Source organism: Micromonospora sp. NPDC048839, assembly GCF_040649915.1.
In the GTDB taxonomy this organism is placed as follows: domain Bacteria; phylum Actinomycetota; class Actinomycetes; order Mycobacteriales; family Micromonosporaceae; genus Micromonospora.
In genome coordinates, this window is record NZ_JBEZGL010000002.1 from 357833 (window position 1) to 371691 (window position 13859).

A 13859-nucleotide genomic window follows, 5' to 3' on the forward strand; every position below is an offset into this window, starting at 1 on the left:
AGATGCCCCACGCCGATCCCGCCGCCGCGCCCCCGCATCCCCGGATCTGTAAACAACCCTTGATATTAAGTGTCACGAACGTCAATATGTGGAGGTCGCGGGTCGTCGAAGCCTGGGGAGTGAGCCATGAGGAGCCGTCGGATTTTCGCAGTGGTGGCCGGGGCGGCGATGACCGTCACGGCGGCCGTCGCCTTCGTCCCCAGCAGCACGGCGGCCGTGTCGTCGCCGGATGTCGTGCCGATGGTCGCCTGCACCGCCCCGGCCTGGGCCGAGGGCACCACCTTCCAGACGGGCGCCCAGGTCACCTACGGCGGCCGGCTCTACCAGGCACTTGTCGCCCACACCGCGCACCCCGGCGCCGGCTGGAACCCCGCCGCGACCCCGTCGCTGTGGCGTGACCTGGGCGCGTGCTCGGGAAGCACTCCGCCGCCCACCACGGCGCCACCGACCACGCCACCCCCCACGACGCCGCCACCCACCACGCCACCCCCGACCACACCTCCCGCCACCACACCGCCCCCGACCACGCCGCCGCCCACCGGCGGGACCTGCGCGGTCAAGTCGCGGCCCACCGGCAAGGTGTTGCAGGGCTACTGGGAGAACTGGGACGGTGCCTCCAACGGCGTACACCCCGGCCTCGGCTGGATCCCGATCACCGACAGCCGGCTCAGCCAGCACGGCTACAACGTGATCAACGCAGCGTTCCCGGTGATCCGCGCGGACGGCACGGTCCTCTGGGAGAACGGCATGGACGCCGGCGTCAAGGTCGCCACCCCGGCCGAGATGTGCCAGGCCAAGGCCGCCGGCGCCACCATCCTGATGTCGATCGGCGGGGCCGCCGCCGGCATCGACCTGAGTTCCACCGCGGTCGCCGACCGGTTCGTCGCGACGATCGTGCCGATCCTGACGGCCTACCACTTCGACGGCATCGACATCGACATCGAGACCGGCCTGACCGGCAGCGGCAACATCAACACCCTGTCCACGTCGCAGGCGAACCTGATCCGGATCATCGACGGCGTCCTGGCCCGGATGCCGTCGAACTTCGGCCTCACCATGGCACCGGAGACGGCCTACGTCACCGGCGGCAGCGTGGTCTACGGCTCGATCTGGGGCTCGTACCTGCCGATCATCAAGAAGTACGTGGACAACGGCCGGCTCTGGTGGCTCAACATGCAGTACTACAACGGCAGCATGTACGGCTGCAACGGCGACTCGTACCCGGCGGGCACCGTGCAGGGCTTCACGGTGCAGACGCAGTGCCTCAACAACGGCCTCACCATCCAGGGCACCACCATCCGCGTGCCGTACGACAAGCAGGTCCCGGGCCTGCCCGCGCAGATCGGGGCGGGCGGCGGCCACCTGTCGACGACGCTCGTCACGCAGGCCTGGAACTCCGTGCCCGGCCTGAAGGGCCTGATGACCTGGTCGGCGAACTGGGACGGGTCGAAGGGGTGGACCTTCGGCGACAACGTGAAGCGCCTGCAGGGCCGCTGACGCAACCCGTGCCAGGATGGCGAACCGAAGCCCGGTGCCGTTGCGATAGGTAGGCATGACCGCCCAGGACGACGCCGACCTCCTGGCCCTGACCGCAGGTGGCGACCGGAACGCGTTCGAGGCGTTCTACCGCCGGCACGCGCCGTGGCTGCGGCTGCGCCTGTGCTACCGCTGCTCCGACGACGCCCTCATCGACGACGTCGTGCAGGAGACGTTCCTCGCCGTCTGGACGGGCGCCGCGGCCTCGTTCCGGCCCCGCGACACCGACGCCGCCGCCTGGCTGTGGCGGATCGGGTCACGCCGGCTCATCGACGCGCTGCGTCGCCGCACGTCCCGCGACCGGCTCGGCCGGCTGCTGGCCCGCCTGGGCGGCCGGGACGAGTCGTCCGCCGAGGAGCAGGTGCTCATCGGCCTCGAACACGGCGACCTCGGCGGCGCCCTCGCCCGCCTCTCCCCGGAGTTGCGCGCGGTCATCCGCGCCACCGTCCTTGACGGACTATCCACCGCCGAGGCCGCCGTCCTGCTCGGCATCCCCGCCGGCACCGTCAAGACGCGGGCGATGCGGGCCCGCCGGCAGCTGCGAGAGGAGTTGACATGACCTGGCATCTGCTCGACGAGGACCTGCGCGCCTACGCTGCCCGTACCCTCGCCGCCCCTGGTCTGTGGTCCACGGAGGCCCACCTGACGGCGTGCGGTGAGTGCCGCGAACGCCTCGCCGCCGCCGCGACCGCCGACCTACGGTGGGCGATCGACGGAGGCTGGGCCCGCCTCGACGCCTCCCTGGACGCGCCGCGGCCGGGGCCTGTCGAACGGTTGATGATCACGGCCGGCGTTCCCGATCACACCGCGCGGCTGCTCGCGGCGACGCCTGCGCTGCGGCTGTCGTGGCTCGTGGCGATCGCGGTCACGGCCGCGTTGACGGCAACGATCGCTTTGTTCACCGACCCGGTCGTGTTCCTCGCCGTAGCCCCGCTGTTGCCGCTGGTCGCGGTCGCGATGTCCTTCGCGCCCGGCATCGACCCCACCTACGAGATCGCGGTGGTCGCTCCGATCCGCTCGTTCCGGTTACTGCTGTTGCGGTGCCTCGCGGTCCTGTCCGCGACCACCGCGCTGTCCGCCGTGGCCAGCCTCTTCATCTACGAGTACGGACTGCGCGCGACCGGTTGGTTCCTGCCGTCACTCGCCCTGACCATGCTGTCGCTGCTGCTCTCGGTTCGACTCGGCGCGGGGCCGGCCGCGGTCGTCGTCGGCGTCGGCTGGGCGGCGGTGGTCGCCGCCACCTTCGGCGACCGGCTCGTCTTCACCCTGGCCGGGCAGGTCGGCGTCGTGATCGTCGGCGGGATCGCCGCCGTGGCACTGGCCCGTCAGCGCGGCACCTACGACCGCCACCACGTCCCCCACCTGTCGAGGAGAATGTCATGACTGCCGTTCAGGCAGACGGTCTGGCGCTGCGGTACGGGCGCACCACCGCGCTCGAGGACGTGTCGTTCACGCTGCGTACCGGGGTGACCGGGTTGCTCGGCCCGAACGGTGCTGGCAAGACGACGCTGCTGCGGATCATCGCGACCGCCCTGCCGGCCGACGGCGGCACGCTGCGGGTCTTCGGCCACGACCCGAGCACGTCACCCGGGCGGCTCGCGGTCCGGCGCCGGTTGGGCTACCTGCCGCAGGACCCCGGCTTCCACCCGTCGTTCACCGCGTTCGAGTTCGTCGACTACGTCGCGATCCTCAAGGAGCTCACCCACCGGGCGACACGGCACACCGAGGTCGCCCGGGTGCTCTCCGCCGTCGGCCTCGACGACCGCCGACGGTCCCGGATCCGGACCCTGTCCGGCGGCATGAAGCAACGGCTCGCGCTGGCAGCCGCCCTGGTCGGCGACCCGGACCTCGTCATCCTCGACGAACCGACGGTCGGCCTGGACCCGGAGCAGCGGCTGCGGTTCCGGGAGCTGATCGCGGACCTCGGCGAACGCAAGACGGTGTTGCTGTCCACCCACCAGACCGAGGACGTCATGTCGCTGTGCCAGGAGGTCGTCGTCCTCGACCGGGGCCGGGTGCGGTTCGAGGGCACCCCGGCCGAGCTGGCCGGGCTGGCCGCCGGCCGGGTGTGGACGAGCGCGGCGCGCCAGGCAGGGGCGTTGGCGTCGTGGCGGACGGGCACGGGGCTGCACCGTCACGTCGGCGACCCGCCAGCCGGGGCGACGCTGGTGGAGCCGTCGATCGAGGACGGCTACCTGACGCTTGTCGGCACCGACACCGAGGCGTCGGCGGTCGCGGGCGGCACGCGATGACCGCGACCCTGACGGTGGCCACGCCGGCCCGTCCGACGCCGTCGTCCACACCCGGGCGTCGGCGAGCGCTGCTCGCACTCACCCGGTTCGAGTCGGTCCGGATGCTACGACACCCGCTCACCGTCGCGGCCGCGCTGCTGTTCCTCGGCCCGTGGCTGTGGGGCTCGTTGTCCGGCTCGGCCAACCGATACCCGGTGCTCCCCGACGAGCTGATCACCATCCAGCTGCTCGCGTTGCCGATCCTCGGCGGGTCGGCGCTGATCGTGGCGAACCTCGTCACCCTGCGGGCGCACCGGCACCACGTCGACGCGTCCTACGACGTGCTGGTGCTGCCGCCAGCCTGGCGGGTCGGCGGGTTCCTGCTGGCACTGCTACCGCTGGCCGGCCTCAGCCTGCTGCTCGTGGGCGTCCGGGTCGCGGTGTCCGCGAGACTTCCGGGGTCGGCCGGGAGCCTCGACGTCGCCACACTGCTAACCCCGTCGGCGCTGACGCTGCTCCTCGGCGCCATCGGGGTGCTCTCCGGCGTCCTGATCCGCTCCCTGCTGATCGCCCCACTTCTCGTCCTGCTCGTTGTGGTGCTGGAGTTCACGGCGATCACCATGACCCTCGTCGGGACCGGCTGGCGGTTCCTGCTTCCGGTCTACATCAGCGAGTTCGCCGTCCCGGTCCCCGCCGGCGTCTCCGAGCGGCCCTCGGCCCGGCACCTCGCCTACCTGGTCGGGATCACCGTGCTGCTCGTCGCGGCCGTACTGGCCCGGGCCGCCGCGCGGCGGTCGGTCGTCGCGGCCGGGCTTGCGGTCGGGCTGATCCTCGCCGTCGGCGGAGGGGTGACCCAGTCGCTACCCGACCCGGGCATGGCGGCGGCCCGCGCGACTGTCGAAGACCGGCCGGCGAGCATCCAGTCATGCGTCAGGCGCGGCGACGTCACCTACTGCTACTTCGACGGGTTCGACGGGTTCGTCCCCGGGTGGGAGTCGGTGGTGACCTCCGTACGCGCGGTGGTGCCGGACAGCGCCGACTCGTCCGGACCACCGCTCGCGGTGCGGCAGCGGGCCCTCGTCGAGGAGATCTCGGCCGGGGGCGCCGGGTCCGTCGCCGAGGCCATGCAGGTGGTGGCCGGCTGGAAGGTCGATGACGTGGCGGCGGGCACCGCGGAGGCGGTCCGGGTCGACACCTCGTGGGGCGACGATCGGGCAGCCGCCGCCCTGGCCGCCGAGGTTGCCTACCGGCTGATGGCCGCGAAGGCGTACGACGGGGGGAACTTCCTCTGCGGGGCGCAGGCCGCGCTCCTGGTGTGGCTGGTCGGGCGGGCGTCGCCGACCACCCTGGCCGGGATGCGTTCGCTGGACGAGACGAGCACCGGCGCGCTCGTCTTCAGCGACACATCGGGCCTGTACGGCATCTTGGCACCCGACCGGGCGGCGGCACCGGCGTTGGAGTTGCTGGAACGGTCGCCCGACGAGGTGGCACCGCTGGTTGAGCGGCACTGGGCCGAGCTGACGGCGCCCGACACACCGTTGGAGCGCTTCGGTGCCATCTTCGGGGTGCCGATCCAGCCGCTCGCGCCGGACGACGAAGCGCTGCCGTGCGTCCCGTGAGCGACGTGCCCGCCGTCGGCGCGGCGGGGCCGGCGGCCGGCGGGCCCGTGCCGAGGCGGGGTGGGCGACTGCGGACGGTGGCGGCGCTGGTCTGGCCGACGCTGCGGGCGACGCGGATCTCGCCGCTGCTGGCGGCCGGGGTCGTCGGTGTGGCGATCGTGACCCCACCGGCCGTGACCGGGTCGGTCCTGCCTCCCGACGAGCACATCACGTTGCTGCGGTTGGTGCTGGCCTGCGTCGGCCTCGGCGTCACGTTCGCGCTCGACGACCCCGCGAAGCCGACCACGGAGACCCTGCCGGTGCCGGCCTGGCTCGGCGCGCTGGCCCGAGCGGCCCTCGCCGCGGTCGTCGGTGGTGCGTGCTGGGCGGCGGCGCTGCTGGTGACCCGGTCCGGGCCGGAGACCGCCTCGCTGCCGTACGCGGACCTGACCCGTGAGGCCGCGACCGTCGCGGCGGTCGCGTTCCTCGCGTCGGCAGTCGGCTGGCGACGGTCGCCGCGCGGGATCGGCAGCCCACTCGCCGCTCCGATGCTGCTGCTGGGGATGGCGGTGGTGGCGCTGCTGCCGGCCTCGGTGGCTCTCCTCGTCGGCACGGGCGACGGCTGGGACGCGGCCCACGACCGCTGGATGTACCTTCTGGCGGGGACACTGTTGGCGACCGCCGGGGCGCTCACCGCCCGCCGACACCCCGGGCGCGGCTGACAGTCGTGCGGTCCCGAACGAGCGTCAGGGCGATGACGAGAAGGCCGAGCAGGGCGACGACGGCGTTGGCAGTCGTGAGGAACACCGCCTCGCCTGGGCTGGCGTGGCCGAGGTGGGTCAGATGGAAGAAGAAGTGCGGTATCGCGAAAGTGGAGAATGCCGCCGCCGCGGGGATGACGAATGCGGCTCTAGGCGCGACGAGAGCTATGCCGAGGACGACGGCCAGGCCGAGGGTGGCGCCGCCGAAGTCTCGCGCGTAGTGCTCGCTCAGCGGCGGGGTGAGGGTGACGGTCGGAAAGTTGTGGTAGAAGCTTTCCGGGAAGAACTGGTTCCAGAACCCGACGACGAGTTCGTCGAGGAAGAGGGCAGCCAGGGCGATCCGGATCAGAATGGTCAGCCCACCGCTGCGTCCGTCCGGTGCGGCGACCTGCGGAGCGGCGGGGACGGGTGGCCGGCCTTCGTTCATCGGGTCCGCCCGGTGGTTGTCCGTGCCGCGGGAGTGGCCAGCCACTCGTCGAAGGTCTGCTTGCCCCGAGGACCGGGGGCGGTGGGTAACAGGCCGTCTCCGGCCATGGCTCGACCGGTCGCTCCCGGGAGGCGGACGGGCAGGACGACGCGGTGACGCCCGCGGGCGCGGAGCAGGCGGCGGGCCATGTCCGACATGCGCAGCCGTTGCGGGCCGGCGATGTCGGGCGCGCGGCCGGCCGGGTCTGCCAGGGCGAGGGCGACGAGACAGTGCGCGACTTCGTGGGCCGCGATCGGCTGGATGCGCATCTGGGGCACCACTGCGATCGGGCCGGGAACGGTGGCGAGCATCTGCGCGGCCAACTCGTGGAACTGCGTCGAGCGGAGCACCGTCGCGGGCACCGCGCCGTCCAGGACGAGCCTCTCCTGGCGTCGTTTGCCCGCGTAGTAACCCCAATCGACCCGGTCGACGCCGACAACCGACAGCGCCACGTGGTGCCGCACCCCGAGGCGCTGGCCGGCGGCGAGCAGGTTGCCTGTCGCCGTGCCGAAGAAGATCTCCGATCTCTTCCGGTTGATCGTCGACACGTTGCTGACGTCGACCACGACCGGTGTGCCGGTCAGGGCCTCGTCCAACCCGGAACCGTGGATCAGGTCCACGCCCGTGGAGCGCGCGAGGATGACCGGCTCGTGGCCGGCAGCCCGTACGGCGTCGACGACGAGACGTCCCACCCCGCCGGTCCCGCCGGCTATCGCGATACGCACTGAACTGCCTCCCAATCCGCCACGAACGGCCGTCGCTTCTGCGAACTGGACCGAGCGGCCCTTCGATTCGTGACAGCGGCGCCGGCCCGCTACGCCTTTTGTCACGAATCGGAGACGTGCTCGGTCCGTACTGACGACACTCGCACCAGGGCCGGGATGCCCGTCCACGACTGGGAGAACCGATGGTTCCCGACATTCGTCCGCCAGTTCGGTCAAACGCGCTACCCAGTGCGTTCTGCGCCGTCGTCGCCGAACGACGCCTCCTCAAGAACCTCGCATACCACCTGGTCGGTTCGGCCGAAGTTGCCGAACACGCGGTGCAGGAGGCGTACACCGGCTGGTACACGATGACGGACGACCAGCAGCATGGGATCGACAGACCTTTCGCCTGGCTGGTCGGCACACTTGTACGGATCTGTGTCGGTCTGATCCAACCGTCGCCGTCCGGTCAGGTCGAGCTCAGCGGCACGTTCAGGGACAGAAGCGACGAGGCGGGCGGTCATCGTGGAGCGAGGGAAAGACGGAACGCTTGTCGCCGCGCTGGAGGTCTTCGGCGCGGTCCGTCCGCGGCTCTTCGGCATCGCCTACCGGATGCTCGGAAGCGTCGCGGAGGCGGAAGATGTCGTTCAGGAGGCCTGGCTCCGGTGGCAACAGACCGACCGCAGCCAGGTACGGGACCCGACCGGCTTCCTGGTCACGACGACTTCTCGGCTCGCTCTGAACGCCGCGACCTCGGCGCGCGCCCGACGTGAGCTGTATCCCGGACCGTGGCTGCCCGAACCCGTCGACACCGCCGCCGACCCGACCCTGCGGGCCGAACGCACCGAGTCACTCGAACTCGCCGTACTGCTCCTGTTGGAACGGCTCACGCCGGCCGAGCGAGCGGTGTACGTGCTCCGCGAGGCGTTCGACTACCCGTTCCGGCGCATCGGCGAGGTACTCGACGTCAGCGAGGCGTACGCGCGGCAGCTCGGTCGACGCGCCCGCACGCACCTGGTCCAGCAGCGGCGCGACCCGGTGGCGCAGACCGACCACAACCGCCTGTTGCGTGCCATCCTCGCCGCCGCCCGCTCCGGTGAGCTGACCCGGCTCGAGGAACTGCTCGCCGCGACAGCCACGTCCTACGCCGATGGCGGCGGCACCGTTCGGGCCGCCCTGGTGCCCATCGTCGGACGTGACAACGTCGCCCGTTACCTCCTGGGGCTGATGCGCAAGTTCGGCCATGGTGTCGCACTGGAGATCGTCGAATCCAACGGCCAGGCGGCGATCCTCGCCTCGCGGTCGGGAACGACTGTCGCGTTGCTCGCCATCGAGGCCTCCCCCGCCGGGATCGAACGGGTGCTCATCATCCTCAACCCCGAGAAGCTAGCCCGGTTCCCGCACCACCGGAAGGCGCACGGGTGAGATCGTTGCGGCGTGGCGAAGTCGCTTGACCTGCATCTGGCGTTCGATCGGGGTGCGGGTTTCCCAGGTCGCTCGGTGGAGAGCGCGCTACGGGAGAGCATTCGAGCCGGCCGGCTGCGGGCCGGGGCGCGTCTGCCGGGGAGCCGGAGCCTGGCCGCCGACCTGGGCCTGGCCCGGGGCACGGTGGTGCAGGCGTACGCGCAACTGGTGGCGGAGGGGTGGCTGGTGACGGTACCGGGCTCGGGCACCCGGGTCGCGGACGTACTCCATGATCCGCCCGGCTCGCGCAGGCAACCGCAACCGTCTCCCCCGGCCGGACCGATGATCGAGTTTCGGCCGGGGATTCCCGACCTCGGTTCGTTCCCCCGAACGGCCTGGACCGACAGTGTCCGCCGGGCGCTGGCCACGGCCTCGCGCGGCACGCTTGACTACCCCGAGCCGACGGGGCTGCCCGGATTGCGGACAGCGGTGGCCGACTATCTCGCGCGTACCCGTGGGGTCCTCTGCGACCCGGAGGCGGTGGTGATCACGGCGGGCTTCACCCAGGGGCTCTCCCTGCTGGCGCGGACGCTGCACCGGCGCGGGGTCCGCGCCATCGCCACCGAGAACCCCGGTCTGGCCCCGCACCGCGTGGTGCTTCGCGCCGCGGGTCTGACGGTCACCCCGCTCACCGTCGGCGTGGGCGGTGCCGACCCGGCCGACGCGGCGGGTCAGGCCGCGCTGCTCACCCCGGCGCACCAGCATCCGACCGGACTGGTGCTCGCCCCGGAGCACCGCTACCGGTTCATCGCCTGGGCACGGAAGCACGACGCGTTCCTGATCGAGGACGACTACGACGGCGAGTTCCGCTACGACCAGCGCCCGGTCGGCGCCCTGCAGGCGCTGGCGCCAGAGCGGATCGTGTACGCCGGCAGCACGAGCAAGTCGCTGGCGCCGGGCATCCGCCTGGGCTGGTTCGTCGTACCCGAGCCGCTGCGTCGCGAACTGACAACGACGATCATGGAGGCCGGTGCCGCAGTCTCCGCGATCGACCAGCTCGCCATGGCGGACCTGCTCACGCACGGCGACTACGACCGGCACATCCGCCGCATGCGCCTGACCTACCGGCGTCGCCGGGCCGAGCTGGCCGGCCGGCTGGCCGAGGTGACCGCCACGTCGCTGGAGGGCATCGCGGCCGGTATGCACGCACTGCTGCCACTGGCGTCCGCGGCGGAGGAGCGCCGGCTGATCCAGGCCGGGCGCCGCCGAGGGCTGCACCTGATCGGCCTGCACGGCAACGGCTACTGGCACGACCCGGCGGATGAGCGGCAGGCGGCGGCCCTGGTCCTCGGGTACGCGGCGCCACCGGCTCACGCCTGGCAGGAGGCACTGTCCAGGCTCTGCCAACTGGTCCAGCAGGCTGGGCACTAACTGGTCCATTTCGTTGGTCCGGTCGGGGATACGTTCGATTCATGCAGACCATCAAGATGGGGAACAACGAGATCGTGCTGCTGGGCACGGCCATGCCGGCAGAGCTGCCGCAGGGCTCGCACGTGATGACGGCGACGATCGAACTGCCACCGGGCGACCCGGGCACGCCACCACACCGGCACTCGGGCCAGGTCTTCGGCTACCTGCTCGAGGGCGAAATGATCTTCGAGCTGGAGGGTGAGCCCGAACGGGTGATCAAGGCCGGTGAGGCGTTCTGGGAGCCCGGTGGCGACGTCATCCACTACCGATCCGCCAACAACCTGCCCGATCGGGTGACCAAATTCCTGGTCGTCATGGTGTGTGCGCCCGACCGGGAAATGCTGGTGCTGGTGAGCCCCGAGGAGCTCGAACAGCGTAAGGACCGCCGCTCACCCCGGCCGAACTGACGGAGAGACACAGTTATGCGTATCGTTCTCGCTGGTTCGACGGGCGTCATTGGTCGCCGCCTCGGACCGCTCCTGACCGCCCAAGGGCATGAGGTCATCGGGTTGGCCCGCAACGGCCCGGTCGCCGTCGACGTGCTCGACCGCGACGCCGTGGCGGCAGCCGTCCGCGACGCCCGGCCGGACGTGGTGATGCACCAGCTGACCAGCCTGAGCACCGGCGATCTCGCCGCCAATTCGCAGTTGCGTCGGATCGGGACCCGGAACCTGGTCGACGCGGCGCTCGCCGCCGGGGTACGCCGCATCGTGGCGCAGAGCATCGCCTGGGCGTACGAGCCGGGCGCCGAGCCCGCGACCGAGGAGACCCCGCTCGACCTCGGTGCCACCGAGCCGCGGCAGACGAGTGTGGCCGGTGTCGCCGCGCTCGAATCCGCCGTCCAGGAGGTGCCCGAGTGGGTCGTGCTGCGGTACGGCACCCTCTACGGACCGGGCACCTGGTACGCCCGCGACGGTCTGATGGCTCAGTTCGCCGCTGCCGGCAGAGTCCCCGCCGACGCGGACGTGAGCAGCCTGCTGCATGTCGACGACGCCGTCGCCGCCGCGGTCGCGGCTCTGGAGTGGCCCGCCGGGGCGGTCAACGTCTGCGACGACGAGCCTGCCGCCGCCTCGGAGTGGGTGCCCGCGTTCTGCGCGGCGGCCGGGGTCCCGGCACCCGCGGTGACCGTGGGCGAGCGGCACGGCTGGGCGCGGGGGGCACGCAACGGGCTCGCCCGCACGCAGCTCGGCTGGGTCCCGACCTTTCCCTCGTGGCGAGAGGGATTCGCCACCGTGTGAGCGGCCGGCTGTCATGTGCGGACACCCCGCCGGAACCGGACCTCGGGCTGTCCTGGTTCGGTGGATCCGTCATTGCCCGGTCGGTGGGTCGCCCGGCGGTCCTGGGTCCATCGGCCGGCGAAGGCGCTCGATCAACGTGCGGGCCGCCTCGGCGTACCCCGGGTCCGACCCGGAGGGCCGATGTCCCTGGATCGGTGGCGGGACGCTGTCGCCCGGTTGGGCCACCACATCGGCAGGATCTCGTAGCCGGCGGTCCACCGTCGCCGCCGGGCCGGCGACGGTGGCCGGCGTCGTCGTCCGGTGGGCGGAGAATATCCAGCCGCCGATGGTGTCGGTGTCGCGCCACAGGTTCGTCCATCGCCACCCGACTCGATCGCCGACCTCGTGCAGCACCTCGTCGTCGACGAAGGCGGGGAACAGTCGCGCGTAGAGTCGGCTCAGCGGCGACCCGTGGGTGAGCAGAGCGACTCGGCTACTGACCTGCGGCGGCAACTGAAGCACTGTCGCGGCGGCCAGGACCGAACCATGGCTGTGTGCGGTCAGCAGCACGGCGTTGCCGCACGAGACCAGGTGGATGATTCGTCGGGTCAGCTCCGGCACAGCTCGTTCGGCGTAGCAGGGTGGCGCGAACGGGTGAGCGGCCCGAGGCCAGAACGTGCCCAGGTCCCACAGGACACCGACGTGGCGCCTGAATTCGACTGTCCGGTAGGCGAAGATTCCGCCGATGGCCAGGCCGAGGATGATCGCGGCGATCCCCCAGCTACCGAACGCGATGGCGAAGGTGATCAGGCTGCCGGGCAGGCGCGCGTAGCGCTGCACCGATTCGCTCGGGAGCAACTCCAGCAGACCGAGGGTGGTGGTGGCCGTGCCGAGCCCGGCGAGACAGGCGTAGACCACTGCCAACGGGACAAGTCGTTCCGTGAAACGGGCCCGAGCTATCGCCTTCCGCACCTGCCGCAGTCGGGCCGCTGCTCCGGCCGGGCGACCCGGGTAGTCGCACGCGACGATCGACGCTGCCGCACGGAGCCGGCGGCGTCGGGAGATGAGGACGACCGGTACCGCTACGACGAGCGTGAACAGCACTGCCCGGAAGAAGCCGAAGATTGCCCAGGTGAACGCCGGCGGCAGACCGGAGGCCAGGCCCTCTCCGGTGGGTGCGTCGCGGTCCAGGAAGTCCGCCACCCGGTAGACGAACTCGGCGGAGACCGCCACCGCCAGACTGACCGCGCTGGCCGCGATCACCAGCGCGCCCAGCCCGAGCAGCGGGACGGTGCCCCGCCGGCGGTCCCGGCCCCCGAGCAGCACAGCGCCGAGGGCTGTCAGCAGGGTCGTCTGGGCAACGAAGACCGAGGTGAGGATCGCGCCGTAGCCGGGTAGGCCGCTCCCCCCGTTCCAGGCCGCTGGGCTGACCAGGACGTGGGCCGTCACCACGATGGTCAGGGCGACGGCGACCGTACGCACCGTGCGGGTGAGTCGGTCCAGTCGCTGGTCCGAGGCGCCCCGGTCGATCAGCGGAGGCACGCAGAGCAGGACCACGCAGGTGGCCAGCACCGTCCCGCTGGCCACGGCCAGCGCGATCGTGCCGGCCGTGGCGCCGGTTGCAGCTCGGGCGGCGAGCAGAGCGACGTCCAGTGTCGCGAACGCCGCCGCGACGTGGATCGAGCGCAGCCGGCCCACCAGTGGCCCGGCATCCCACTGGCCGATCTCACTGAGTCGATGGGCGGAGACCTCGTCCGCGGGAGCGCGGAAAGCTTCGAAGGCCGTCCCTGGTCGCGCGCTGGTCCGCCAGAGCAGGCCGATGGCGGCGGCCGGAACCACCGCGAGTACCGCCAGGCGCAGGCCCACCGGTTGGCCGCCCAACCAGGACAACCAGACGCGCCCGGCCAGGCAGCGTGACGAGCCCATGCATTTCCACGCGATCAGGTCCAGCGTGACGCCAGCGAAGGCAAGCACATACAGGGCGGTGAGAGTGAGCGCCAGCAACCGGCACAGGGCTCTGACCACCGCATCCGAGCCGGGGTTCGCCGGCCGCATCCAGATCGCCACGTTGGCCAGCATGAACGGCAGCAGGAACACCAGCGACAGCGTCCGGACCACGGTTCCGGAGGGCAGGTCAGCCCAGCGGTACGCCTCGAGCGTCACCCGTTGCCCGCTACTGCACGAACAGTGGCGGCGGGGCCGGTAGAAGCCCCCTCTGCGGTCGCCCGCGACCTGCTCGACCTGTGACACGTCCAAGACCTGGTCCGCGCTCGCGGTGGCGGCCCCATGCACCCGCAGCTCCACCACGTCATCGGACATCCCCGGCCCGCTCGACCGCGCTGAAGAACCCGACATCGGACCCCCTGGAGCACTTTCGGTGGCAAGCCGGGTAACCCAGCCGGGGACCCCGCACCACTCGCGGCGGTGTACCCCGCGCGACCGAGACCAACCGTGCGCCTGAGCCCTCAGCTT

13 protein-coding genes and 1 pseudogene are annotated in these 13859 nt (G+C 71.7%); 11 read left to right on the forward strand and 3 right to left on the reverse strand.

Annotated features, from left to right (window positions below; translation table 11 throughout):
• Positions 1-126 precede the first annotated feature (126 nt).
• From AB0C25_RS04795 to AB0C25_RS04820, 6 genes are read left to right on the forward strand one after another with little or no spacing between them, the layout of a single operon-like run.
• Complete coding sequence (locus tag AB0C25_RS04795) at positions 127-1497, forward strand: glycosyl hydrolase family 18 protein (RefSeq protein ID WP_357369664.1); 1371 nt, start codon at positions 127-129, stop codon at positions 1495-1497.
• 55 nt (positions 1498-1552) lie between these two features.
• Entirely contained in the window at positions 1553-2095 is a 543-nt protein-coding gene (locus AB0C25_RS04800) for an RNA polymerase sigma factor (RefSeq protein WP_357369666.1), read from the forward strand.
• Positions 2092-2919 carry a hypothetical protein gene (locus tag AB0C25_RS04805; protein WP_357369668.1) on the forward strand — a complete coding sequence of 276 codons (828 nt, stop codon included), beginning with the start codon at positions 2092-2094 and terminating at the stop codon, positions 2917-2919. The genes AB0C25_RS04800 and AB0C25_RS04805 overlap by 4 nt, the downstream gene beginning before the upstream one ends.
• Positions 2916-3788 carry an ABC transporter ATP-binding protein gene (locus tag AB0C25_RS04810; RefSeq protein WP_357369670.1) on the forward strand — a complete coding sequence of 291 codons (873 nt, stop codon included), beginning with the start codon at positions 2916-2918 and terminating at the stop codon, positions 3786-3788. Before AB0C25_RS04805 ends, AB0C25_RS04810 begins: the two co-directional genes overlap by 4 nt.
• The gene (locus tag AB0C25_RS04815; protein ID WP_357369672.1) at positions 3785-5386 is read left to right on the forward strand and encodes a hypothetical protein; all 1602 of its coding nucleotides are present in this window, start codon (positions 3785-3787) and stop codon (positions 5384-5386) included. The genes AB0C25_RS04810 and AB0C25_RS04815 overlap by 4 nt, the downstream gene beginning before the upstream one ends.
• A complete protein-coding gene (locus AB0C25_RS04820) occupies positions 5383-6087 on the forward strand; it encodes a hypothetical protein (RefSeq protein WP_357369674.1) in 705 nt (234 codons plus the stop codon). Before AB0C25_RS04815 ends, AB0C25_RS04820 begins: the two co-directional genes overlap by 4 nt.
• Here AB0C25_RS04820 and AB0C25_RS04825 read toward each other — a convergent pair.
• Together AB0C25_RS04825 and AB0C25_RS04830 are read right to left on the reverse strand one after the other, a co-directional pair.
• A complete protein-coding gene (locus AB0C25_RS04825; protein WP_357369676.1) occupies positions 6056-6553 on the reverse strand; it encodes a hypothetical protein in 498 nt (165 codons plus the stop codon). The two genes, AB0C25_RS04820 and AB0C25_RS04825, sit on opposite strands and share 32 nt — an antisense overlap.
• The gene (locus tag AB0C25_RS04830; protein WP_357369678.1) at positions 6550-7317 is read right to left on the reverse strand and encodes an SDR family oxidoreductase; all 768 of its coding nucleotides are present in this window, start codon (positions 7315-7317) and stop codon (positions 6550-6552) included. The genes AB0C25_RS04825 and AB0C25_RS04830 overlap by 4 nt, the downstream gene beginning before the upstream one ends.
• Positions 7318-7499: 182 nt before the next feature.
• Here AB0C25_RS04830 and AB0C25_RS04835 point away from each other — a divergent pair.
• The 5 genes and pseudogenes from AB0C25_RS04835 to AB0C25_RS04855 form a co-directional block, all read left to right on the forward strand.
• Positions 7500-7676: pseudogene (locus tag AB0C25_RS04835) on the forward strand (sigma factor); the annotation flags it as partial.
• 145 nt (positions 7677-7821) lie between these two features.
• Complete coding sequence (gene sigJ, locus AB0C25_RS04840) at positions 7822-8721, forward strand: RNA polymerase sigma factor SigJ (protein ID WP_357369680.1); 900 nt, start codon at positions 7822-7824, stop codon at positions 8719-8721.
• Between the two features lie 12 nt (positions 8722-8733).
• Positions 8734-10131 carry a PLP-dependent aminotransferase family protein gene (locus tag AB0C25_RS04845; protein WP_357369682.1) on the forward strand — a complete coding sequence of 466 codons (1398 nt, stop codon included), beginning with the start codon at positions 8734-8736 and terminating at the stop codon, positions 10129-10131.
• Between the two features lie 41 nt (positions 10132-10172).
• A complete protein-coding gene (locus tag AB0C25_RS04850) occupies positions 10173-10577 on the forward strand; it encodes a cupin domain-containing protein (protein WP_357369684.1) in 405 nt (134 codons plus the stop codon).
• A 15-nt stretch (positions 10578-10592) separates the two neighbouring features.
• Entirely contained in the window at positions 10593-11408 is an 816-nt protein-coding gene (locus AB0C25_RS04855; protein WP_357369686.1) for an NAD(P)-dependent oxidoreductase, read from the forward strand.
• Positions 11409-11477: 69 nt separating this feature from the next.
• On the opposite strand, the gene AB0C25_RS04860 is transcribed toward AB0C25_RS04855, so the two are convergent.
• Positions 11478-13706, reverse strand: a complete 2229-nt coding sequence (locus AB0C25_RS04860; RefSeq protein WP_357369688.1) for a hypothetical protein — start codon at positions 13704-13706, stop codon at positions 11478-11480.
• Between the last annotated feature and the right edge of the window lie 153 nt (positions 13707-13859).

Coding starts and splice junctions, on each gene's coding strand:
- AB0C25_RS04795 (WP_357369664.1), top strand. CDS start 127: ATGAGGAGCCGTCGGATTTTCGCAGTGGTGGCCGGGGCGGCGATGACC.
- AB0C25_RS04800 (WP_357369666.1), top strand. CDS start 1,553: ATGACCGCCCAGGACGACGCCGACCTCCTGGCCCTGACCGCAGGTGGC.
- AB0C25_RS04805 (WP_357369668.1), top strand. CDS start 2,092: ATGACCTGGCATCTGCTCGACGAGGACCTGCGCGCCTACGCTGCCCGT.
- AB0C25_RS04810 (WP_357369670.1), top strand. CDS start 2,916: ATGACTGCCGTTCAGGCAGACGGTCTGGCGCTGCGGTACGGGCGCACC.
- AB0C25_RS04815 (WP_357369672.1), top strand. CDS start 3,785: ATGACCGCGACCCTGACGGTGGCCACGCCGGCCCGTCCGACGCCGTCG.
- AB0C25_RS04825 (WP_357369676.1), bottom strand. CDS start 6,553: ATGAACGAAGGCCGGCCACCCGTCCCCGCCGCTCCGCAGGTCGCCGCA.
- AB0C25_RS04850 (WP_357369684.1), top strand. CDS start 10,173: ATGCAGACCATCAAGATGGGGAACAACGAGATCGTGCTGCTGGGCACG.
- AB0C25_RS04855 (WP_357369686.1), top strand. CDS start 10,593: ATGCGTATCGTTCTCGCTGGTTCGACGGGCGTCATTGGTCGCCGCCTC.
- AB0C25_RS04860 (WP_357369688.1), bottom strand. CDS start 13,706: ATGTCCGATGACGTGGTGGAGCTGCGGGTGCATGGGGCCGCCACCGCG.